This is a genomic window from Gillisella taibaishanensis, assembly GCF_001938985.1.
Classification (GTDB): Bacteria; Pseudomonadota; Alphaproteobacteria; order Rhizobiales; family Rhizobiaceae; genus Allorhizobium; species Allorhizobium taibaishanense.
The window spans coordinates 227,458-248,106 of record NZ_MKIN01000022.1 but is presented as its reverse complement, the minus strand read 5'-3'; the positions used below and the strand labels follow the sequence as shown (position 1 = coordinate 248,106).

The 20,649-nt window shown below is 60.1% G+C and carries 19 protein-coding genes and 1 tRNA gene; 11 read left to right on the top strand and 9 right to left on the bottom strand.

The window, feature by feature from the left end; all coding sequences use genetic code 11:
- Window positions 1-196 precede the first annotated feature (196 nt).
- Window positions 197-661: a hypothetical protein gene (locus tag BJF91_RS12370; protein ID WP_075615596.1), complete on the top strand. Its 465-nt coding sequence runs from the start codon at window positions 197-199 to the stop codon at window positions 659-661.
- A gap of 193 nt (window positions 662-854) precedes the next feature.
- On the opposite strand, the gene trmFO is transcribed toward BJF91_RS12370, so the two are convergent.
- From trmFO to BJF91_RS12355, 3 genes are all read right to left on the bottom strand, one after another.
- On the bottom strand, window positions 855-2,333 hold the full coding sequence (trmFO, locus tag BJF91_RS12365; RefSeq protein WP_075614827.1) for a methylenetetrahydrofolate--tRNA-(uracil(54)-C(5))-methyltransferase (FADH(2)-oxidizing) TrmFO: 1,479 nt from the start codon (window positions 2,331-2,333) through the stop codon (window positions 855-857).
- Window positions 2,334-2,475: 142 nt separating this feature from the next.
- Window positions 2,476-2,619, bottom strand: coding sequence for a DUF1127 domain-containing protein (locus BJF91_RS12360; RefSeq protein WP_075614826.1), 144 nt, complete (start codon window positions 2,617-2,619; stop codon window positions 2,476-2,478).
- Between the two features lie 356 nt (window positions 2,620-2,975).
- Window positions 2,976-3,125 carry a DUF1127 domain-containing protein gene (locus BJF91_RS12355; RefSeq protein ID WP_075615595.1) on the bottom strand — a complete coding sequence of 50 codons (150 nt, stop codon included), beginning with the start codon at window positions 3,123-3,125 and terminating at the stop codon, window positions 2,976-2,978.
- A gap of 608 nt (window positions 3,126-3,733) precedes the next feature.
- On the opposite strand from BJF91_RS12355, the gene BJF91_RS12350 reads away from it, so the two are divergent.
- The 8 genes from BJF91_RS12350 (at window position 3,734) to BJF91_RS12315 (ending at window position 10,389) form a co-directional block, all read left to right on the top strand.
- Window positions 3,734-4,861 carry a DUF2157 domain-containing protein gene (locus BJF91_RS12350; RefSeq protein WP_075614825.1) on the top strand — a complete coding sequence of 376 codons (1,128 nt, stop codon included), beginning with the start codon at window positions 3,734-3,736 and terminating at the stop codon, window positions 4,859-4,861.
- Window positions 4,858-5,439, top strand: a complete 582-nt coding sequence (locus BJF91_RS12345; RefSeq protein ID WP_075614824.1) for a GDYXXLXY domain-containing protein — start codon at window positions 4,858-4,860, stop codon at window positions 5,437-5,439. Before BJF91_RS12350 ends, BJF91_RS12345 begins: the two co-directional genes overlap by 4 nt.
- A gap of 152 nt (window positions 5,440-5,591) precedes the next feature.
- Window positions 5,592-5,676, top strand: a tRNA-Leu gene (locus BJF91_RS12340).
- A gap of 346 nt (window positions 5,677-6,022) precedes the next feature.
- Complete coding sequence (gene tig / locus BJF91_RS12335) at window positions 6,023-7,504, top strand: trigger factor (protein WP_075614823.1); 1,482 nt, start codon at window positions 6,023-6,025, stop codon at window positions 7,502-7,504.
- 125 nt (window positions 7,505-7,629) lie between these two features.
- Window positions 7,630-9,105, top strand: a complete 1,476-nt coding sequence (locus BJF91_RS12330) for a helix-turn-helix transcriptional regulator (RefSeq protein WP_075614822.1) — start codon at window positions 7,630-7,632, stop codon at window positions 9,103-9,105.
- A 155-nt stretch (window positions 9,106-9,260) separates the two neighbouring features.
- Complete coding sequence (locus BJF91_RS12325; protein WP_075614821.1) at window positions 9,261-9,440, top strand: CsbD family protein; 180 nt, start codon at window positions 9,261-9,263, stop codon at window positions 9,438-9,440.
- A gap of 30 nt (window positions 9,441-9,470) precedes the next feature.
- Window positions 9,471-9,785 (top strand): BON domain-containing protein, encoded by a 315-nt coding sequence (locus BJF91_RS12320; RefSeq protein ID WP_075614820.1) that lies wholly within the window; start codon window positions 9,471-9,473, stop codon window positions 9,783-9,785.
- A gap of 88 nt (window positions 9,786-9,873) precedes the next feature.
- Window positions 9,874-10,389: a DUF992 domain-containing protein gene (locus BJF91_RS12315; protein WP_075615594.1), complete on the top strand. Its 516-nt coding sequence runs from the start codon at window positions 9,874-9,876 to the stop codon at window positions 10,387-10,389.
- 60 nt (window positions 10,390-10,449) lie between these two features.
- Here BJF91_RS12315 and sthA read toward each other — a convergent pair whose 3' ends face one another.
- Window positions 10,450-11,862, bottom strand: coding sequence for a Si-specific NAD(P)(+) transhydrogenase (gene sthA, locus BJF91_RS12310; RefSeq protein ID WP_075614819.1), 1,413 nt, complete (start codon window positions 11,860-11,862; stop codon window positions 10,450-10,452).
- Window positions 11,863-12,235: 373 nt separating this feature from the next.
- Here sthA and BJF91_RS12305 point away from each other — a divergent pair, with 373 nt between their 5' ends.
- Entirely contained in the window at window positions 12,236-13,417 is a 1,182-nt protein-coding gene (locus BJF91_RS12305; RefSeq protein WP_075614818.1) for an aminotransferase, read from the top strand.
- A gap of 11 nt (window positions 13,418-13,428) precedes the next feature.
- Window positions 13,429-14,478, top strand: a complete 1,050-nt coding sequence (gene speB, locus BJF91_RS12300) for an agmatinase (protein ID WP_075614817.1) — start codon at window positions 13,429-13,431, stop codon at window positions 14,476-14,478.
- A gap of 34 nt (window positions 14,479-14,512) precedes the next feature.
- Here speB and BJF91_RS12295 read toward each other — a convergent pair whose 3' ends face one another.
- The 5 genes from BJF91_RS12295 to gcvH all read right to left on the bottom strand — a co-directional run bounded on the left by BJF91_RS12295 (window position 14,513) and on the right by gcvH (window position 20,628).
- Window positions 14,513-14,809, bottom strand: coding sequence for a hypothetical protein (locus tag BJF91_RS12295; protein WP_075614816.1), 297 nt, complete (start codon window positions 14,807-14,809; stop codon window positions 14,513-14,515).
- 141 nt (window positions 14,810-14,950) lie between these two features.
- Window positions 14,951-16,141, bottom strand: coding sequence for a cupin domain-containing protein (locus BJF91_RS12290; protein ID WP_075614815.1), 1,191 nt, complete (start codon window positions 16,139-16,141; stop codon window positions 14,951-14,953).
- Between the two features lie 98 nt (window positions 16,142-16,239).
- Window positions 16,240-17,163 (bottom strand): LysR family transcriptional regulator, encoded by a 924-nt coding sequence (locus BJF91_RS12285; protein WP_075614814.1) that lies wholly within the window; start codon window positions 17,161-17,163, stop codon window positions 16,240-16,242.
- Between the two features lie 241 nt (window positions 17,164-17,404).
- Window positions 17,405-20,269: an aminomethyl-transferring glycine dehydrogenase gene (gene gcvP / locus BJF91_RS12280; protein WP_075614813.1), complete on the bottom strand. Its 2,865-nt coding sequence runs from the start codon at window positions 20,267-20,269 to the stop codon at window positions 17,405-17,407.
- Window positions 20,266-20,628, bottom strand: a complete 363-nt coding sequence (gene gcvH / locus BJF91_RS12275; RefSeq protein WP_075614812.1) for a glycine cleavage system protein GcvH — start codon at window positions 20,626-20,628, stop codon at window positions 20,266-20,268. The genes gcvP and gcvH overlap by 4 nt, the downstream gene beginning before the upstream one ends.
- Between the last annotated feature and the right edge of the window lie 21 nt (window positions 20,629-20,649).

Below are 20,649 nucleotides of genomic sequence, written 5' to 3'. Positions count from 1 at the left end.
GTCTTTTTGGTCGGACCGGTTAGAAAATGAGCTAGCCGCGCCCGCTCCAAACTCACGCAAGGCTCGTCGGCTAGATCGCTGGCAAGGCATGATCTCCGATGGAATCGGTTCAAGGGATTATGCGGCACATAAGAAGCATGGCAGCAGGCGGCGGTATCGTCCGATGCGGCTGGCGATGCAGAAGCCGGAGGTCGCAGTGGGCGTTGGAATCGGTATTTTCATCTTCTCGGGAATTATTGCCTTTGCCTGGTATGTTTCGCGCATGGCAGAGCGCAATGACGAGGAGACACTGAGCGATGTCGGGCTGGCGATCGTGGAGTTCAGCCGCGCCTTTCCAAATGAGGCTATCCGCAGCCTGCATGCCACGGCCGATGGCAAATCGGTCTTCGTGCGCCTGCATGACAACCGCGCCGGTTTTATGCGCAGCATGCGCAATCACTATGCATGCCACATCATTGAGCCTGGCCAGGTCCAGGTCAGCCCGCTCGATAGTGGTCATGGATTTCATGTGAATTTTCTGGGCGCGCCCCAGCACAATGGCGATTATTTGTTCGCCAAGCCTGCCGAAGCGGCCGAGGTGTCGCTTTGGCTGTTGGGTAATTACATCGCGCCTGACGATATCGAGGTGGTTGATAGCCGCATGGACAAGGCGTCTTCCTGATAGCGCAAGTGTTTTGCTGGATCAGTGTCAAACCATGTCATCGCGTCTTTGACGGGATGACATGGTTTTGGCTCTAGAGGTTGTCAGGGAAAAGTGGAGCCGGGTTTTCCCGAAAAGACAAACGAAAACAAAAGAATCTAGAGACTGTCTGGTCCAACGTGAACCTGACAGTCTTTAGACGCTACCGGCAGCGTTATTGCGCTGCCTCTTCCAAGGCCTCAGGCAAAGGCTGCACCAACTCTTGCGCAGGCGGCAGGCCAAGCCACTGACGGCAATGGACCAGCGCGCGGGCGGCGATCAGTTGCCGCTTCATTATCGTCTTATCCTTGCCACGGAAGCGCTTGACGCCCTCGGGCCTTACGATCGAGCCCGGCTCCAGGTCCGGGAATAGGCCGAAATTGATATTCATCGGCTGGAAGGACTTCTTGCCGGGTTCGTCTTCGGAGACGATGTGCCCGCCTGTAATATGGTTGAGAAGAGCGCCGAGCGCCGTCGTTGCCGGCGGCAGGCTGATGGTCTCGCCCTTGCGCTCGGCGGCGGCAAACCTGCCGGCGAGTAGTCCGATCGAGGCGCTTTCGACATAGCCTTCACAGCCGGTGATCTGGCCGGCAAAGCGCAGGCCCGGCCGACTCTTCAGCGCCAGCGAAGGATCGAGCAGCACAGGCGAATGGATATAGGTATTGCGGTGCAAGCCGCCGAGACGGGCGAACTCGGCATTCTCAAGCCCCGGAATCATCCGGAAGATTTCGGCCTGGGCGCCGTAGCGCAGCTTCGTCTGGAAGCCGACCATGTTGTAAAGCGTGCCGAGCGCATTGTCCTGGCGTAGCTGCACGACCGCGTAGGCCTTGACCGTAGGGTTATGGGCATTGGTGAGGCCCATGGGCTTCATCGGCCCGTGGCGCAGGGTTTCACGACCGCGCTCTGCCATTACTTCGATGGGCAGGCAGCCGTCGAAATAGGGCGTGCCTTCCCATTCCTTGAAGCCGACGGCATCGCCGGCAATCAATGCATCGAGGAATGCGTGGTATTGGGCTTCATCCAGCGGGCAGTTGATATAATCCTTGCCCGTCCCGCCGGGGCCGACCTTGTCGTAGCGCGACTGATACCAGCAGATGTCCATGTTGATGCTGTCGCGGTGGACGATCGGCGCAATCGCATCGAAAAAGGCAAGTGCGTCCTCACCCGTTTCGGCGCGGATCGCCTCGGCCAAAGCCGGCGATGTCAGCGGGCCGCTGGCGATGATGCTGAGATCCCAGTCGCGCGGAGGCAGGCCGGTGACTTCCTCGCGCACGATAGTCACAAGGGGATGCGCCTCAAGCGATTGCGTCACAGCTTCGGCAAAGCCATCGCGGTCGACGGCCAAAGCGCCGCCGGCGGGCACCTGATGGCGATCTGCGCAGGCCATGATCAGCGAGCCGGCCAGACGCATCTCCGCATGGATCACGCCGACAGCATTGGCAGTGGCATCGTCGGAGCGGAAGGAGTTTGAGCAAACCAGTTCGGCCAGGCTGTCGGTCTTGTGGGCATCCGTGCCGCGCAGGCCTCGCATTTCATGGAGGATAACCGGCACGCCTGATGTGGCGATCTGCCAGGCGGCTTCCGAACCGGCAAGGCCGCCGCCGATGACGTGAATAGGGAGATGAGCGCTTTTATCTGTCATGGCGGCTCCCATATCACGGCTTGGACGCGCTTCCAATCTTCAAGCTTGGTCTGCGGCGCAAACTTGGCGCCAGGAAACTGGGGGGCACGGCAGTCCCAGAATCAAAAACGGCGCCCTGTGGCGCCGTTCAGACATACAATCTGCGAAGAGCAGATTAACGGAACGAGCGGGTCGCAATGTTGCGAATGTCGTAGCGGGTAATGCCGATGTCAGACAGGGTCTGGTTCGACAGGCTGCCCAGCTCGGACAGGGTACGACGATAGCTAATCCAGTTTTTTGCGATGCGGATCGGGTTCATGATGTTTCCTCGGTGAATTCTTTGGCTGATCGGGCGGTTATCTTCGCCTCAGCTGTTGCATTGCTTATACACCGGGACGCGTCACAACGGCAGTGCAATAAATGAGCGACTGCTATGCGTTTGTGCAGATTCATGGCTATTTATTGTGCTTCGGCTAGGGTTTGGGCACGGCGTTAATGCAACAGGAAATGCCGTTGCGCCGCTTTGCAAGATACGCAGTCGGCATCGCCATTATCTTCTGCCGCACCGCAATAGCTGTGGGACTCAGCCGTCCGATGATCACACCGCAAAAACGAAAAAAGCCTCCCGAAGGAGGCTTTTGCGGAAGCACGAGGCTTCTAATTCTTGGTGTCGTATCAGCCGACCTTGACGGCGTGACGGGCAACGCGACGGATTTCCTCGCGGCCGATGCCGAGGTCATGCAGTTCGCGGTCCGACATGCGGCCGAGTTCAGATACGGTCTGACGATACTTGCGCCAGTTGGTCAGGGAGCGGGTAAGGTTCATGGTCGTGCCTCTCTTCAGCGTTTTGCTGGCAAGTTGGCCAGCCCTCATGTGTTGAAATGAATATATGCGCTGCGGCATAAGTTATGAAGCGCCAATCCGGCGAACCACCCATGCTTCCAGCGCATAGCCCGTGAACGATTTGTTAAGTTTTGGCTATTTTGCGTGCAACTTGCCCGCCATTTCAGCTTTTGCGCTGCAAAAGCGTGATCTGCGCGTCTCGCGTCAGGAGATCAAGTTGGAAGCGGTGACCAAGAATCAATAACGCCCACCGGGGGAGGAGATCCGGCGGGCGTCATTTGAAATGGGCGACAACTGGGAGGAGGAGGGTTGTCAGCCCGTTCGATGCGCATTGGGAGGAGGAGTATGCTGCATCGAAACTTTGTCTCGGCCTTCGCCGATGGCGTATAAGAACATCATGTTCCCGCTCGCCGTTGAAGAATATCTAATCGTTTTGAGGGGTTTTGTGCAGTGCGAAATCGTCATGCGAGGTATGCGCAGCGCGCATATAGTTTCCTGCTGCCCACCGCTGAGCCCAGCAAGCATCGGCACGCTTTCGACTTTAGCTGAAAAATCCTTATATAGAGTAAGCCTTGACCGATGGAGTTGGGATGTACCGAGCCAGATTGAAGAAAGACCTTGAGCGCTGGGCCGAAATGGGCCTGATCAGCCAGCAAGCGAGCGACGCCATGCTGGAGGATCACGATTCGAGGTCGACGACACCTGCCATTGGCGGCGTGTTGCTGATGCTGTCGGCGGTGCTTCTTTCCGCAGCGATTCTTCTGCTCGTCGCGGCCAACTGGCAGGCGATTCCCCGATTGGTCAAAGTATCAGGCATCATCCTGCTGATCTGGATCTTTCATGGCGGTGCGGCCTTCAGCCTTGCCTATGGCCGGAAAGCTACCGGGCAGGCGCTGCTGGTCTTGGGAGCGGCAAGTTTCGGGGCGGCGATGTCGCTGGTCGGGCAGCTCTATCACCTCTCCGGCGATCTGCTTGACCTTCTCTATGTTTGGATCGGTATGGCGACCCTGTCGGCGCTGATCTTTCGCTCCGGAGCGATGGCGGGCTTTGTCGGGCTGCTTGCACTGGGGCTGGCAGGAGCGACGATCGACCAATTCAATTTCGCCTGGGTGGCTGAGACGGTCTGGACGCCGCCGCTGCTCGCACTGCTTATCGCCTTCCTGTCGTGGTTCACGGGAAATGTCCGCGTGCAGAACCTTGCGGGTTTGTTGCTCCTCGGCTGGCTGGCCTGGATCTACGGTGAGGTGATGCGCACCGACCTCGCCGTCGCCTATGCGGTCGGCGGACTGGTGCTGTTTGCCCTGACTGTGCTTCCAGGTCTGGCGCGCCATGCCGTCGTGCGGCTTGCCGGTCTGCATGCGCTGTTGTTGAGCGGGTTAGGGCTGGTCATTCTCAATTCGATTTACGACAAAGGTCTGCCGCTGGCATTTGTCGCCATCGGTGCGGTGGCTGTTGCGATCGTTGCGCTTGTGCTGCGTGGCCGGGAGGATGGTCAGGTTCGTTCCGTCGCGTATCTCATCTTCGGCGGCGAAATCCTTTATCTGTCTTTTGCCACGATCGATTCTCTCCTGGGTACCTCGGGTTTCTTCCTGATCAGCGGCGTCATCGTTGCGCTCCTGGCGCTTGGGGCGAGCCAAGTTGAAAAACGGCTGCAGGCGCGCAAGGGCCGGGCGGTGGGCGCCGGCATCGACGCGGGTTGGGGAGGGGAGCGCCCATGATGCAAGGCAATCACCTGTTCCGCCTGCTGTCAGGCGCCGTCCTTCTCGCAGCGTTGCAGACGGCCGTGATCGGCTACCAGATCGGCGAACGCGCCCATATCCTGCGCGAAGGCCGTGAAATTCTGCTGCGCACCGAGGCGGTCGACCCGCGTGACCTGCTGCGCGGCGACTATGTTGTGCTGAGTTACCCGATTTCGCGAATCCCTGAAGAGAAGATTATCGGGCCTCGCCCGACGGATGGGCATGACGTGCGCCTGCATGTGCGGGTCGCGCCTGAGCCAGATGGATTTGCTGTTGTTGCCGAGGCCTCTTTCGCCGATCTGCCGGAAAAGCCGGGAACTGTGGTGCTGACCAGTGAACCGCTCCTTTATTACGCATTGCCGGAACAGGGCGACATTATCCCTGTGCATTACGGCATTGAACGATTCTATGTGCAGGAGGGGCAGGGGAAAGAGATCGAGGCTGCGCGCAACCAGGGTGCTGTGACGGTTGCGGTCAGAGTTTCCTCGGGCGGCAAGGCGCAGATCCGGCAGTTGTTTGTCGGGGGAACCCCGGTTTATCGCGAACCCGACTTCTGATGGCGCAATGCAGCATGATTTGCGTGTGAAGACATTAGGTCACAAGCGAAGACACGGGACTGTCATTTTTCCTTTGCGTGATGAAAAACGGGTGTTATAGAGACGCGCGCTCCGGCGGGGTCATGCGAAACCGCGTGGCATTCTGATGGATCGCGGGTATGGTGAAATTGGTAGACACGCCAGATTTAGGTTCTGGTGCCGCAAGGCGTGGGAGTTCAAGTCTCTCTACCCGCACCAGAATGCACGAGTGGTGATCGTGAGGCTGGGATGGTGACATCCCGGCCCTATGTCCGCAGGTAGGCACCTGCTGTTCGGTCTGCGCGCCGCTGCGCCTGGCGCGATGGTGAGATGCAGGCGCTCCCGCCGAGGGCTTTGAGGCTGACAGGGCCGCTTATTCGCCTTTTACAGGTGAGCAAGACGAATACAGGCCGTTCGATCACGGCTTCTGGGAAACGAGCCATCCGATCACGGCTCCGAGGAAACAAGCCGTTCGATCACGGCTTCGAGGAAACGGGCCGTGAACGCGGCCGCAACGAAACGAATGGCTGTCCGAGCATGGCCGTCACGACACGAAGGTTAGAACATGCAGGTTATCGAAACGCTCGCTGAAGGGCTGAAGCGCGAACTCAAGGTCATCATCCCCGCCGCCGATATGGAAGCGCAGATGAATGAGCGTCTTGCCGATGTGAAGGACAAGGTTCGCATCAACGGTTTCCGTCCGGGCAAAGTGCCGGCTGCTCACCTGAAGAAGATGTATGGCAAGTCGGTCATGGCCGAGCTGGTCAACGAAATCGTGCGTGACCGTCCGTCGGCCATCCTGTCTGAGCGCGGCGAAAAGTCTGCGACCCAGCCGGAAGTGGCGATGACCGAGGACGAGGCTGAAGCCGACAAGATCCTCAACGCCCAGGCCGATTTCGAATTCACACTCGCTTATGAAGTGATCCCCGCCATCGAACTGAAGCCGGTCGACGGCATCAAGGTCGTGCGCGAAGTGGTTGAAGTCTCCGAAGACGAAGTCAACGAGCAGATCCTGAAGATCGCCGAAAGCGCCCGCACCTTTGCCGCCAAGGATGGCGTTGCCGCCGATGGCGACCGCGTCACCATGGACTACCTCGGTAAGGTCGATGGCGTTCCCTTCGACGGCGGCAAGGACGAAGATGCCGAACTGGTTATCGGTTCCAACCGCTTCATCCCCGGCTTCGAAGAGCAGCTGGTTGGCCTGAAGGCCGGCGATGAAAAGGTCATCACCGTCAACTTCCCGGCAGATTATCCGGCCGCCAACCTTGCCGGCAAGGAAGCCACCTTCGACATCACCGTCAAGGAAGTTGCAGCTCCTGCTGAAACTGAGATCAACGACGAACTGGCCACCAAGCTCGGCCTGGAATCGGTCGACAAGCTCAAGGAAATCGTCCGCGGTCAGATCGAAGGCCAGTACGGCAACGTGACCCGTCAGAAGGTCAAGCGTCAGATCCTCGACCAGCTCGACGAAATGTACAAGTTCGATGCGCCTTCGCGCCTGATCGATGCTGAGTTCGACAACATCTGGCGTCAGATCAACACCGACCTGCAGCAGTCGGGCAAGACCTTCGAAGACGAAGACACCACGGAAGAAGCCGCCCGCGAAGAATATCGCGCGCTGGCCGAGCGCCGCGTTCGTCTGGGCTTGGTTCTCTCCGAAATCGGCGAGAAGGCCAATATCGACGTTACCGAGGAAGAAATGCAGCGCGCGCTCTACGCTCAGCTGCAGCAGTTCCCGGGCCAGGAAAAGCAGATCATCGACTTCTTCCGCAATACGCCCGGCGCTTCGGCTTCCCTGCGTGCGCCGATCTTTGAAGAAAAGGTCATGGACAAGCTGATCTCCGAGGTCAATGTCACCGACAAGGCCGTGACGAAGGAAGAACTGCTGGCCGAAGACGAAGATGGCGACGACGCCAAGCCGGCCAAGAAGACCGCTTCCAAGAAGAAGGCTGCGAAGGCCGAAGAGGCTTCCGCTGAAGGCGAAGAAGCCGCTCCAAAGAAGAAGGCCGCTCCGAAGAAGAAGGCTGCTGAAGGCGACGCTGAATAAGCATTGCTGCCAATGTTTTAGGAAAGGCCGTCCCTCGGGGCGGCCTTTTTGTTTTAAGGCCAGCGTTGCCCTTGCTTTCCGGCTATATCGAGCCAGATTCCCCTCCTGATAGACAGGGTGGGCGCATGACGAGCGAGATTGAACCTCCGAAAATTAACAGAGCCGTGCTGCAGCAGGTGATTGCCGGCTTGAGCGACGGGCTCATTCTCCTTGAGCTTGATGGCACGATCGCTTGGGCCAATCAGGCTGCGCTCGACATGCATCGCATCGAAGCCATCGAAGATCTAGGCGGCGATGTCGCCGGCTATCGGCGCCGGTTCACGCTGCGCTATCGTAACAAGCATTTTCTCGACGAAGGCCAATATCCTCTGGAGCGGTTATTGGCCGGCGAGGAAGTGAGTGACATCACCATCGAGGTCTCACCGGCCGATCAGGAAGATGCGCTCTGGGTCCATACGGTGCGCAGCATGGTCATCGAGGATGCCGGTGCGCGACCTGATGTTCTGGTGCTTGTCGTGAGAGATGAGACGCCGCGCTATGAGGCCGAAAAGCGTTTCGAGAGCGCCTTCAACGCCAATCCGGCGCCCGGGCTGATCTGCCGGCTGGAGGACCAGCGCTTCATCCGCGTCAACCAGGGCTTCATGGAAATGACAGGGTTGACGCGGGAGGATGTGATCGGCCGCACCGTCGAGGAGATCGGCCTGTTTGCCGATTGCGATACCGGCGAGGACGCGCTGAACAAGCTCGGCGAAGGTCGGCTGATCCGCCAGCGCGAGGCGCTCATTCCGATTCCCGAGGGCGATCGACTGGTCATCGTTGCGGGCGAACCGATCCCTGTTGGCGAAGAAGCCTGCATGCTGTTTACCTTCGCCGATCTCGACGGGCGGCGGAAGGCGCAGAATGCGCTGCGCCAAAGCGAAGAACGATTCTCCAAGTCCTTCCGGCTGTCGCCGGCGCCGACAGCGATTTCCCGGCTGCAGGATTTCGTGCTGATCGAAGTCAACGAGGCCTTCCTGCAGCTCTGCGGTCGTAAGCCGGAGGAAGTGGTCGGCCGCAGCGCCGCCGAATTGCAGCTCTGGGAGGATGTGAAGGCGCGCAAGGCGGTGGAGCAGCTTTTGCGCGACAACGTGCCGGTGCGCGATCAGCCACTGGCGATGAAGCTGAAGGATGGCGGTCTTGCAGAGTGCCTGGTGTCTGCCGAGCGAGTCGACATCAACGATGAGGCTTGCGTCATCTGGGCCTTGCAGGACGTAACCGAACGGCGGCGGACCGAGGACGAGTTGATCGAGGCAATCGAGACCGTGATGGCCGATACGTCCTGGTTCAGCCGCACCGTGGTGGAACGGCTGGCGGGGCTTAGGCAGCCCACGCGGGCGCGGGCAACCTCGGCTGGGCTCGAAGATCTCAGCGACCGGGAAAAGGGCATTCTAGCGCTGATCTGCAAGGGCATGAGCGATGTCGACATGGCCGACGCCCTGCATCTGTCGCGCCACACGATCCGCAATCACGTCGCCTCGCTCTATAACAAGATCGGCGTCAATCGCCGTGCAGCGGCTGTCATCTGGGCGCGGGAGCGCGGATTTTCGGGTTCTTCGCGATGATTTGCCTGCAACCGGTCAACTAATCTGAAAAAAGGTCAGGATCTACTAGTCGTTCTGGTATTTTCGTCTCTGAATTTTCGCTCGCGCCAGAGCTATCTCCTTGTCATGCCGTTGCGCAGACGCGATGGCACGACACATGAAAAAGGAGATTGGCAATGGATAAGAACCGAGTTGAAGGTGCCGTTCGTCAGGTCAAGGGCTCCGTCAAGGAAGCCGCAGGCAAGATCACCGGCAATCATGAGCTGGAAGCCGAAGGCAAGGTCGAAAAGGCAGCCGGCGAAGCCCAGAGCACTCTGGGCAAGGCCAAGGACAGCCTGCGCAACGTCTTCAGATAAGTCCTGGTGTCGCTGCGAATGAGGGAAGACATGTATTTTCTGTCAACTGTTCCCGCATTTTCCAGCAGCAGCATCCCGGCCGAGTGCAGCCTCTGCGCTGCACTCGAGGCGCTGCTGGCCTGGACGGAGGGACTGGATGCCTGCCGCATTCGCGTGACGACAGAGGGCGGCAAGATTGTCCTCAGCGGCGATATCAGCTCGAAAAGCGCATTGGAAACGGCAATCGTCGTGGCTGAGGTATTCACCTGCCGCTCTGTGATCGCCGACCTTGCGGTGCGCCCGAAAGTGTTTGCCGTACCGTCGTCATCGCCTTCCATCCAGGCTGTCTACCGCGCCACATCCTAAAGGTCAGCTTCTTGCGGCTCTGGGGCCGCAAGAAATGCGACGGCCAGATTTTCCGGCCCAGATTTTCCCGATAGAAAAGGACTATGTCATGAAGACCATGATGCTTGTCACTGCTGCATCTCTGGCACTTGCGCCGGCCGCCTTTGCCGCCAGCCAGCACCACCATCACCGTACGGCAAAGACCGTGGTCGCCAATGAGCCTCGCGAACGGCTCGGCACGCTGAACTGCCAGATCGATGGCGGCATCGGCTTGCTGATCGGCTCCAAGAAGAATGTCACCTGTGAGTTTCGTCAGCGGTCCGGCAAGGTCGAGCGTTACGCAGGCTCAATCGGCAAGATCGGTCTCGATGTCGGCATCACCGGCAAGACTTATATGAGCTGGGTTGTCGTCAATACACAGCCTGCCCGGGTTGGCGATGGCGCGCTGGCCGGCAGCTATGTCGGCGCCTCGGCTTCGGCCTCTGTCGGCATCGGTCTTGGCGCCAATGCCCTGGTTGGTGGTAGTGCAAAGAACTTTGCCTTGCAGCCGCTGAGCGGCGAAGCCGGGACCGGCCTCAATGTTGCCGCCGGTGTTTCCCGCCTGCAATTGCAGCTGGGCAGCTAACCAAGCTTGAAAACACAAAATGGAGACGCACCGGGCTTGCCCCGGTGCGTTTCGTGTTGATCAGGCCGTTGCCTTTTTGGCCGGCAGTTCGCCCATGCGGTTCCAGGCATCGAGGCCTGCAATCTTGTAGGCTTCGGCGAGCGTGGGATAGTTGAAGGTGTTTTCGACGAAATATTCGACGGTGCCTTTGAGGTTCAGCACGGCTTGGCCGATATGCACCAGTTCTGTCGCGCCTTCGCCGACGATATGCACGCCGAGAAGGCGACGCGTCTTTAGTGAGAAGATCATTTTCAGCATGCCGCTGTCGAGACCCATGATATGGCCGCGCGACGTCTCGCGGAAATGGGCAATGCCGCATTCATAGGGAATGTTGCGCTGCTTGACCTCTTCTTCGGTCAGGCCACAGGTGGAGATTTCAGGCACGGCATAGATGCCATAAGGGAAATATTGCGGCGGTTCGCTGGCCGGCGCGCCGACGGCATGGCGGGCGGCAATGCGGCCCTGTTCCATCGAGGTCGAGGCAAGGCTCGGGAAGCCGACGACATCGCCGGCGGCATAGATATTCGGCACCTCAGTCTGGAAGGTTTCCGGATTGACCTTCAAGCGACCGCGGTTGCCGGCCTCAAGGCCGCAGGCGGCAAGGTTCAGCGTGTCGGTGGCGCCGACACGTCCGGCGGCAAACAGCACCATGTCGCTGGTCAGGATCCGGCCATTCTTAAGGGTGACGCGACACTTGCCGTCTTCCTTTTCGACCTTTTCAGCCGACTGGCCGAAGATCAGCTTCATATTGCGGTCGCGCAGCTGGTAGGAGAAATCCTCGACGATTTCCTTGTCGATGAAGTCGAGCATACTGTCGCGCGGCTCGACCACTGTGACCTGGGTGTCGAGTGCGCTGAAAATCGTCGCATATTCGATGCCGATGACACCGGCGCCGATCACCACCATGGAGCGCGGCACGTCCTTGATATGGACGATGTCGTCGCTGTCGAGGATGCTGACGCCGTCAAAGGCGATGTTGGCCGGGCGGTGTGGTCGTGTGCCAACCGCCAGCAGGATAGAGGTGGCGCTGACGCGGACGATTTCGCCGTCTTCCTTTGTCACTTCAAGCGTATGTGGATCGACGAAGACGGCATGGCCGCGCAATTGCTGGACGCGGTTGCGGGCGAACTGGTGCTCGAGCACATCGACTTCGTGGTCGAGGGTGATCAGCAGGCGGCGGCGCAGGTCATCCGCGCTGATCTCCTGCTTGACGCGGTAGGAGCGGCCGTAAAAGCCGCGCTCGCGCCAGCCTGAAAGGTTCAACGCCGTCTCGCGCAGTGTCTTCGACGGGATGGTGCCGGTATGGACAGACACGCCGCCGACACGGCCGCCGCGCTCGATGACCAGCACTTTCTTGGCAAGCTTTGCGGCCTGGATGGCGGCGCGGCGCCCTGCAGGGCCACTGCCGATGACGACGAGATCATACTGGTGCATATCGTTCTTCCTGTCTGCTGCCGGGTGCCGCCAGCTTGTCCGTCCACGCCATTGCGTGTGTTATCAGCGTATATGTTAGCAGCGCATTCTAACTGTTTGGTTATCCCGCGCTGCAGCGCAACACAAGAATCGCCCTAAAAAGTGAAGGGCATAGGCGGACATGGAGCACATGATCGTGAAATCTAGGCTGTGTAATTCCCGCGCCTATCCTCTTTCAGCTTGAAAGAGTGAATCCGGAAGCCGATCCAACCAGCTGATATTCAAAGGAAAGTGTGGATCTGTCGGGCAGGGGACCGATGTGGCCGCCAGCGATTGCGCAGCTGCAAAAAGACGGCCTATAGTCTTGGCTTGTCCAGATGTCCGGAACCGCTCAATGTCTGATGCCCGCTTCAATTCCCGCGTTGCCACCCTAGCCGTACCGCCGATTCCCGCAGTTTTTGTCTGGGGGCGGGCTTATGACGGGTTGGCTGGCCCATTGATAGACCTGTCGCAAGCGGCTCCCGGTCATCCGCCGCACGCCGATCTCCTGGCGTGGTTGTCTGCGGCAGCGGGATCGCCAGCATCGAGCGGCTATGGTCCGATCGAAGGCGAAACAGCGTTGCGACAGGCCTATGCCGAACATGCCTCAACGCTGTACGGTGCTGGTATCGTTTCCGAGCAGGTGCATATCACCGCTGGCGCCAATCAGGCCTTTATCTGCACCGCCATGGCATTGGCCGGAGCAGGCGAGCGGATCGCGCTGACTGATCCCTTCTACTTCAACCATGACACCACGCTTGCCATGCTGGGCATTGAGACGGTGGCTCTGCCCTGTGATAGCGGTAACGGCTTCTTGCCCGATCTTGCCGCCGCCGAGCGGATCATCGAAAGCGGCATCAAGGCGCTGGCGCTGGTGACGCCCAACAATCCGACCGGCGCGGTTTATCCCAAGGCTTTGCTCTCCGATCTCTACCGTCTCTGCCGCCGTCATGGCGTATGGCTGATTCTGGATGAGACCTACCGCGATTTCCTTGCGCCAGGTTCCGGTGCGCCGCATGATCTGTTCGGCGGACCGGACTGGGCGGAGACTCTCATTCAGATCTACAGTTTCTCCAAATCCTTCGCCATTCCCGGCCACCGGCTGGCGGCGATCACGGCGGGCGAGGCGGTTGTCGCGCAACTCGCGAAGATCATGGATAATCTCCAGATCTGCGCGCCGCGCGCGGCACAGATCGCCCTCGCCAAGGCCATTCCTGTGCTGGACGATTGGCGGATAGAGAATGCCGCCGAAATCGCGCGGCGGACGGTGGCGCTGCGCGAGGCCTTTGCGCAATTGCCGGATTGGCAGATCGATTCCATCGGCGCCTATTTCGCCTTCGTGCGTCACCCTTTCGCCGATACGCCCTCTGCTGACGTTGCCGAGCAACTGGCGAAGCGATCAGGCATCCTGGCCGTGCCGGGCGGGTTCTTCGGCGCAGGGCAGGAGGGCTATCTGCGGCTCGCCTTCGCCAATGTCGATTGCGCCACCATCGCGACGCTGCCGGCCCGGCTTCAGAGCTTCAAAATCAAAGTATAAAGAGGGACGATATGACCTGGGACACAGACAAGCTGGAGGCGCTGCGGCGCAAATACGGAAGCGAGGGCGGCAGCGACGTCTTCGATCCGCGCTTCAAGCGGGTTGCGGATAAGATTTTTGACAGCAAGGGCACAAGGCTTGCGCCCTATGCCGGCATTTCCACCTTCCTGTCGGCGCCGTTGTTGCAGGTCGAAGCCGAAAACCCTGATTTTGGCGATCTCCAGGTCGGGATCATCGGCGTGCCCATGGATCTCGGGGTAACCAACCGGCCGGGCTCGCGCTTCGGGCCGCGCGCGGTACGTACCATCGAGCGGATCGGCCCCTATAATCATGTGCTCGATTGCGCGCCGGTGAATGAGCTGCGGGTGGCCGATGTTGGCGACGTGCCCTTTGCCAGCCGCTACCGGCTGGAGCAGAGCCATGACGACATAGAGAAGCGCATCGGTCAGATGGTGGCCCAGGGCGTCGTACCGCTTAGCGTCGGCGGGGATCACTCGATCACCCATCCGATCCTGAAGGCGGTCGGCAAGGATCGGCCGGTTGGGCTGATCCATATCGATGCCCATTGCGATACCAGCGGCGGCTTCGACCAGACCAAGTTTCACCACGGCGGACCGTTTCGAAACGCGGTGCTGGACGGCGTGCTCGATCCCACGAGGACGATCCAGATCGGCATTCGCGGGCCTGCGGAATATCTCTGGGAATTCAGTTATGAAAGCGGCATGACCGTCATTCATGCCGAGGAGATTTCGGCGCTCGGCATGCCCGCCGTTATTGCCAAGGCGCTTGAGGTGGTCGGCGACGGCCCCAGCTATCTATCATTCGATATCGACAGTCTCGATCCCGCCTTTGCGCCTGGCACTGGGACGCCTGAAATTGGCGGCCTGACAACACGGGAAGTGCTGGAGCTGCTGCGCGGGTTGAAAGGCGTGAACCTTGTCGGCGGCGATGTCGTGGAGGTCGCGCCACAATACGACGCCACCACCAACACTGCCCAGGCGGGTGCTCAGGTTCTATTCGAGATCCTGAGCCTGATGGTGTTCAGCCCGTCGCTCCGTTGAGCTTTTCGATACGAAGTGAAACGAAAAGGCCGGCTTAGCGGCCGGCTGGGTTTGCACAGGGCATTTTGTTCTTCAGCGCGCAGGTGGTGATCGGGTCGATCATCTTGCCGCGATGCTTGACGCGCTTCTGGACCACTTTTTTCGGCGCGCCGGTGTCCTTGGCGGTGACCTTCTTGGTCGCCGGCTTGACGATCGGCTTCGTGGAGCACTCGGTGATCGTATCCTTAACGCAGACGCCTGAGGGTGTCTGGGCAAGGGAAGGCCCGGCGCCGACAGCGGCCGTGATCGAGATGGCGAGGCTGAGGGAAAGGCGGGCAAAAAGTCTGGTCACAGGCTCGTCCTCTATGCGACCGGCGCTTGCTGTGGCGCGCCGGCTGCGATCTCTTCAATGCAACAGCACCATGCGCTTTACCAAACGCATGGTGCTCTCGCACGTTAAATCTGCTGACCGGGTGAAGGAAACCTGTCGATGTTACGCCTTCTTCATGTTGCCGAGCACGTCCTTCTTCACACCGGTGAAGTTGTTGGAGAGCAGATAGGAGGGGCTGGTCTGGATCCAGCGGTCGAGATCGATTTCCTCGAATTTGCCATTGTCCCAGGTCTGGACGATTTCCAGGTCCTCGTCGCCGGTATTGCGGATGGCATGGCCGAAGCCCATGGGGATATAGGCGACGTCGCCGGGCTTGAATTCTGCCACCTTGCCGCGCCCGCCCGAGCCGAACATAGCGACCTGGCCCTTGCCGCGCAGGTAATAGTGCCATTCATTGGCATTGACGTTCCAGTGCAGCTTGCGCATCTCACCTGGCTTCAGCACCATCAGGCCGCCCGACATGCTTGAGGACGCCGGGAACTCGTCGACAGTCGCCAGCCGGAAGCTGCCGCCATCAAAATCGCGCACGGCCCTGTTGTCGTTGAGCAGCCGGAATTTGTGGGTGGATTCCTTCGGCCAAGGGGCTTCCAGCGCGTCTTCGGCTTTCAGGACAGGACCTTGCTGGATATAGACCTCGCCCTTCGGGAAAGCGTCGAAGATATCCTTGGGAATGCCGAATTCCTTGGCGAGCAGATCCTTGGGCGTCAGGTCCACCCAGTCGGTGATCGAGAAGGTGCCGTGTTCGGAAAAGGCGCCGTTGTCGAAGGACAGAATGAAATGGCACGGCTTATCGCCGATACACTGGATGGCGTGGCCATGGCCGCGCTTGAAATACCAGAGATCGCCCGGTTTGAAATTGTTGATCTCGCTTGCGCCTGACGGTTCGAGCACCACGGTCTGGCATTCGCCTTCGATGACGAAGGCCCATTCGGCGGCAATGGCGTGCCAGTGCAGCTCGCGCGAGGCGCCTGGGTTCAGATACATGTGGACGCCGGCGATGCCCTTGCTGATTGGAAACTGGTGAACGGTGGCTTCCTTGGCCCAGCCACCTGACGTGACTTTTGGGGCATTGCCATCCAGCGAAAAGCGGAAATCAGGCATGGCCGCCACGTCCTTGGGATCGTGATAGGCGACCTCGGCTCCATCAGGCAGGGCTACAGAATTGCGGCCAAAGCCGCCCGCGCCGGGGTCGCCGTGATCGTGCACCATGGCGGCTTCCGCCAATCGTTCGAAGGATACCAAGCCTGCCCCGAGGGCGGCTGCGCCCAGAAAACCACGTCGACCTGTTTGCATGTCAATCTCCCTGTCTCCTAACGCGCGAACTGCAATCGCGCCGTGTAAGTGGTAAGATTTGCGTCAGGAGATTGGTACGGGGTCAAAGCCTATAACAGCTATAGCCGCGGCTGATAGGCGGGGTCAGAGCGCTGATTTATAAAGGATTCCGTCCTTGCCTCTTGTGCGACCCTGGCGCCCTCCGCAGAGACCTTGGCCTGAATAGTTTCATACAGCGCCTTCAAGGGCGCCATCAGCAGTTTGCGGTGGAGGAGAATGAATTCCAGCTCGCCAAGCGGCGGCAGGTCGGGGAAATCGACGCATTCGAACAGGCCTGCCGGTGCAAGAAGCCGTGCATGGGCTATCATGCCAAGGCCTATCCGGGCAGCGGCAGCCAGACCGTTGAGCGTGCTGCTGCTAAAGGCGATCCGCCAGGGGCGGGTGGTCTTGGCCATCGCCTCGACAGCGCATTGCCGGGTAATGCTCGGCGGCGGATAGAGCACCAACTGCGTCTCGCCTTCGCGCAACACAGGCTGCCCGCTGGCCGATAGCCATACCATCGGTTCGCGCCAGACCAGTTCGCCCTTCGTCAGGCTTTGCGGGCCGCGCTTGCACAGCACGATATCCAGCCCGCCCTCCTCGAATTTCTGGATCAGGTCCTCGCTGAGCGCGATGGTAAAGTCGATGTCGATATCGGGGTAATGGGCAGTAAAGCTGCGGATCACATCCGGCAGCCATTCGCTGACGAGGTCTTCGGAGGCGCCGAAGCGCAGGCGGTGGCGCTTGCCGGCGCAGTCGAAAAACGTCTTGGCCTTTTCCGTTGTCTCGATAATCGATCGGGCAAAGGGCAGCATCGCCTCGCCGTGGCGGGTGAGTGCCAGGGAATGGGTGTCGCGCTCGAACAGCCGCTGGCCGGCGAAGTGCTCGAGCCGCTTGATATGCTCGCTCACCGTCGGCTGCGACAGACCGAGCAGGCGGGCGGCGGCGGAAAAACTGCCGCTTTCAATGACCAACAAAAAGGTTTTGAGGTAGATCGGTTCCACTGGCGCCACCCATAATGAATTTGCTGAAAATCAAATATGAGCGGATGTTAGCAACCTTCGCGATAGTATGTGATAAAAATCATTTTTGCGGTGCAGCACTTTCCTGCGTGCGGTGCCCTCTAGACGTCTTCCGGGCGCTCCAGTGATCAGAAAAAGCCTGCGCTGAAACGCCAACGGCGGCCTCAACCTGCTGGCTGGGACCGCCGTCAATTTTGGGTGATTTATCGCTTTGGCCTGCGCTTTACTCTGCCGCTTCCGCGTATTCGCTCATCGGCGGGCAGGTGCAGACGAGGTTGCGGTCGCCGTAGACATTATCGACGCGGTTGACGGAGGACCAGTACTTGTCGACCCGGAACGCGCCGGGTGGATAGCAGGCCTGGTCGCGGCTGTAGGGCCGGTCCCAGTCACCCACCAAGTCTTCCACCGTATGCGGGGCGTTCTTCAGCGGGTTGTTCAGCTTGTCCATCCGGCCGTCTTCAATGGCGCGAGCCTCCTCGCGGATCGCCAGCATGGCGGTGCAGAACCGGTCGAGCTCGGCCTTGGTTTCCGATTCGGTCGGCTCGATCATCAGCGTGCCCGCCACCGGCCAGCTCATGGTCGGCGCATGGAAGCCGCAGTCGATCAGGCGCTTGGCAACATCGTCGACGGTGACGCCGGCGCTGTCGGCGAGCGGCCTGGTGTCGATGATGCATTCATGGGCGACGCGACCGCTTTGCGAGGTGTAGAGCACGTCATAGGCGCCCGTCAGCCGGCTGGCGATATAGTTGGCGTTGAGGATCGCCACCTTGGTCGCCTGGGTCAGACCTTCGCCGCCCATCATCAGGCAGTATGACCAGCTGATTGGCAGGATCGATGGCGAGCCGTAAGGGGCCGCCGAAACTGCGCCGGGGCGGCCATCAGTTTCGACATGGCCGGGCAGGTAAGGGGCGAGATGCGCCTTGACGCCGATCGGCCCCATGCCCGGACCGCCGCCGCCATGCGGAATGCAGAAGGTCTTGTGCAGGTTGAGGTGGGAGACATCGGAGCCGATATCGCCAGGGCGGGACACGCCGACCATGGCATTCATATTGGCGCCGTCGAGATAGACCTGGCCGCCGTGCTGATGGGTGATCGTGCAGATCTCCCGTACCGTTTCCTCGAACACGCCATGGGTCGAGGGATAGGTGATCATGCAGCAGGACAGGTTTTCCGCATGGGCTTCAGCCTTGGCGCGGAAATCGTCGAGATCGACGTCGCCATTGTCGCGGGACTTGACCGGAACGACCAGCATGCCCGCCATCTGTGCCGAGGCCGGATTGGTGCCATGGGCAGAGGTCGGGATCAGGCAGACGGTGCGGTGCGCATCGCCACGGGCAAGGTGGTAGTTGCGGATGGTAAGCAGGCCCGCATACTCGCCCTGCGCGCCGGAATTCGGCTGCATGGAAATGGCGTCATAGCCTGTCACGGCGCAGAGCTTTTCCGAGAGATCCTCGATCATTTCCTTGTAGCCCAGTGCCTGATCGGTGGGGGCGAAAGGATGGATATCGGCAAATTCCGGCCAGGTGATCGGCAGCATTTCCGCTGTTGCGTTCAGCTTCATCGTGCAGGAGCCGAGCGGGATCATTGCCCGGTCGAGCGCGAGGTCCCGATCCGAAAGCCGGCGGATATAACGGGTCATCTCGCTTTCCGCCCGGTTCATGTGGAAGATCGGGTGGGTGAGGTATTGGCTTGTGCGCAGCAGTGATGTCGGCAGGCGGTAGTCAGGCGCAAAATCGGCGACGGTGAAATGGCCGCCAAAGGCGCGCCAGACGGCTTCCAGCGTTGCCGGCCGGGTGCGCTCGTCGAGCGAAATCCCTATCTTGGTCGCGTCGACCTTGCGTAGGTTGACGCCTTCGGCAACGGCAGCCCGCAGGATAAGGCCCTGCATATGGCCGACTTCGAGGGTGATCGTGTCGAAAAAGGTCTCGGGTTCGATTGTGAAGCCGAGCTTTTCCAGCCCCTTGGCCAGCATGACCGTCTTCTGGTGGACCTGCTGGGCAATGGCCTTCAGCCCCTGCGGGCCGTGGAAGACGGCATACATCGACGCCATCACCGCCAGCAGAACCTGGGCCGTGCAGATGTTTGAGGTCGCCTTTTCGCGGCGGATATGCTGTTCGCGGGTCTGGAGGCTGAGGCGATAGGCGCGGTTGCCACGCGCGTCGACGGAGACGCCGACCAGACGGCCGGGCATGGAGCGCTTGATCGCGTCCTTGACCGCCATATAGGCCGCATGCGGACCACCGTAGCCGACCGGAACGCCAAAGCGCTGGCTGGAGCCGATGGCGATATCGGCGCCCATTTCACCTGGCGATTTCAATAGCAGCAGCGCTAGCGGATCGGCGGCCATGGCGACAATTGCCTGGGCATTGTGCAGGGCATCGATCAGCGGTGTGAAGTCACGCACCCGGCCATGGGTGCCGGGATATTGGAACAGCGCGCCAAACACTTCGCCGGGATTGAGATCGGTGAAGGGATCGCCGACGATCACGCCCCAGCCGAGCGGCTCGGCGCGGGTCTGGATCACGGCAATGGTCTGCGGATGGCACTCGGCATCGACGAAGAAGGCCTTGGCCTTTGACTTTGCCACGCGCTCGGCCATGGCCATGGCTTCGGCCGCAGCCGTTGCTTCATCCAGCAGCGAGGCATTGGCGACGTCGAGGCCCGTCAGGTCGCAGATCATCGTCTGGAAGTTCAGGAGCGCTTCGAGGCGACCCTGAGAGATTTCCGGCTGATAAGGCGTATAGGCCGTGTACCAGGCCGGATTTTCCAGAATATTGCGCTGGATTACCGGCGGGGTGATGGTGCCGTAATAGCCCTGACCGATCAGCGAGGTCAGGACCTTGTTCTTATTGGCGGTCTCGCGCAGCTTGTCGAGCGCTTCGCGCTCGCTCATCGCCTGGCCCCAGGTGAGCGGCACCTGCTGGCGGATGGAAGCGGGCACGGTATCGTCAATCAGCGCGTCGAGGCTGTCATAGCCGACGGTCTTCAGCATATCTTCCATTTCGGCCGGCGAGGGGCCGATATGGCGGCGATTGGCGAAGTCGTAGGGCTGGTAGTCGGTAAACTGAAATTCGGTGGGCGTGGTCATGCGATCAGCTCGTTATAGGCGGCTTCGTTGAGCAGCGTCTCGGCATCGGCAGGGTTGGCGAGCTTCAGTTTGAAGAACCAGCCGGCGCCGCGCGGATCGGAATTGACCAGCGACGGGTCGTCGACGATCGCCTGATTGATCTCGGTGATTTCGCCTTCCAGCGGACAATAGACATCTGAGGCGGCCTTGACGCTTTCGACCGTGGCCGAGGCGGCGTCGCGGGCGAAGGTAGCGCCGACCTCAGGCAGTTCCACAAAGACGAGATCGCCGAGTTGTTCGGCAGCGTGGGCGGTGATGCCGACCGTGGCGATATCGCCTTCGATCTGCAGCCATTCGTGTTCAGGGGTAAATTTCAGCATGGTTCTCTCCGCAAATCGTAG

What these genes read in the sequence shown, in the direction of transcription:
- BJF91_RS12350 (WP_075614825.1), top strand. Translation starts at nt 3,734, where the DNA reads ATGTACCGAGCCAGATTGAAGAAAGACCTTGAGCGCTGGGCCGAAATG.
- BJF91_RS12360 (WP_075614826.1), bottom strand. Translation starts at nt 2,619, where the DNA reads ATGAACCCGATCCGCATCGCAAAAAACTGGATTAGCTATCGTCGTACC.
- speB (WP_075614817.1), top strand. Translation starts at nt 13,429, where the DNA reads ATGACCTGGGACACAGACAAGCTGGAGGCGCTGCGGCGCAAATACGGA.
- BJF91_RS12325 (WP_075614821.1), top strand. Translation starts at nt 9,261, where the DNA reads ATGGATAAGAACCGAGTTGAAGGTGCCGTTCGTCAGGTCAAGGGCTCC.
- BJF91_RS12290 (WP_075614815.1), bottom strand. Translation starts at nt 16,141, where the DNA reads ATGCAAACAGGTCGACGTGGTTTTCTGGGCGCAGCCGCCCTCGGGGCA.
- BJF91_RS12305 (WP_075614818.1), top strand. Translation starts at nt 12,236, where the DNA reads ATGTCTGATGCCCGCTTCAATTCCCGCGTTGCCACCCTAGCCGTACCG.
- gcvP (WP_075614813.1), bottom strand. Translation starts at nt 20,269, where the DNA reads ATGACCACGCCCACCGAATTTCAGTTTACCGACTACCAGCCCTACGAC.
- BJF91_RS12315 (WP_075615594.1), top strand. Translation starts at nt 9,874, where the DNA reads ATGAAGACCATGATGCTTGTCACTGCTGCATCTCTGGCACTTGCGCCG.
- sthA (WP_075614819.1), bottom strand. Translation starts at nt 11,862, where the DNA reads ATGCACCAGTATGATCTCGTCGTCATCGGCAGTGGCCCTGCAGGGCGC.
- trmFO (WP_075614827.1), bottom strand. Translation starts at nt 2,333, where the DNA reads ATGGGAGCCGCCATGACAGATAAAAGCGCTCATCTCCCTATTCACGTC.
- tig (WP_075614823.1), top strand. Translation starts at nt 6,023, where the DNA reads ATGCAGGTTATCGAAACGCTCGCTGAAGGGCTGAAGCGCGAACTCAAG.
- BJF91_RS12345 (WP_075614824.1), top strand. Translation starts at nt 4,858, where the DNA reads ATGATGCAAGGCAATCACCTGTTCCGCCTGCTGTCAGGCGCCGTCCTT.
- BJF91_RS12320 (WP_075614820.1), top strand. Translation starts at nt 9,471, where the DNA reads ATGTATTTTCTGTCAACTGTTCCCGCATTTTCCAGCAGCAGCATCCCG.
- BJF91_RS12330 (WP_075614822.1), top strand. Translation starts at nt 7,630, where the DNA reads ATGACGAGCGAGATTGAACCTCCGAAAATTAACAGAGCCGTGCTGCAG.
- BJF91_RS12355 (WP_075615595.1), bottom strand. Translation starts at nt 3,125, where the DNA reads ATGAACCTTACCCGCTCCCTGACCAACTGGCGCAAGTATCGTCAGACC.
- gcvH (WP_075614812.1), bottom strand. Translation starts at nt 20,628, where the DNA reads ATGCTGAAATTTACCCCTGAACACGAATGGCTGCAGATCGAAGGCGAT.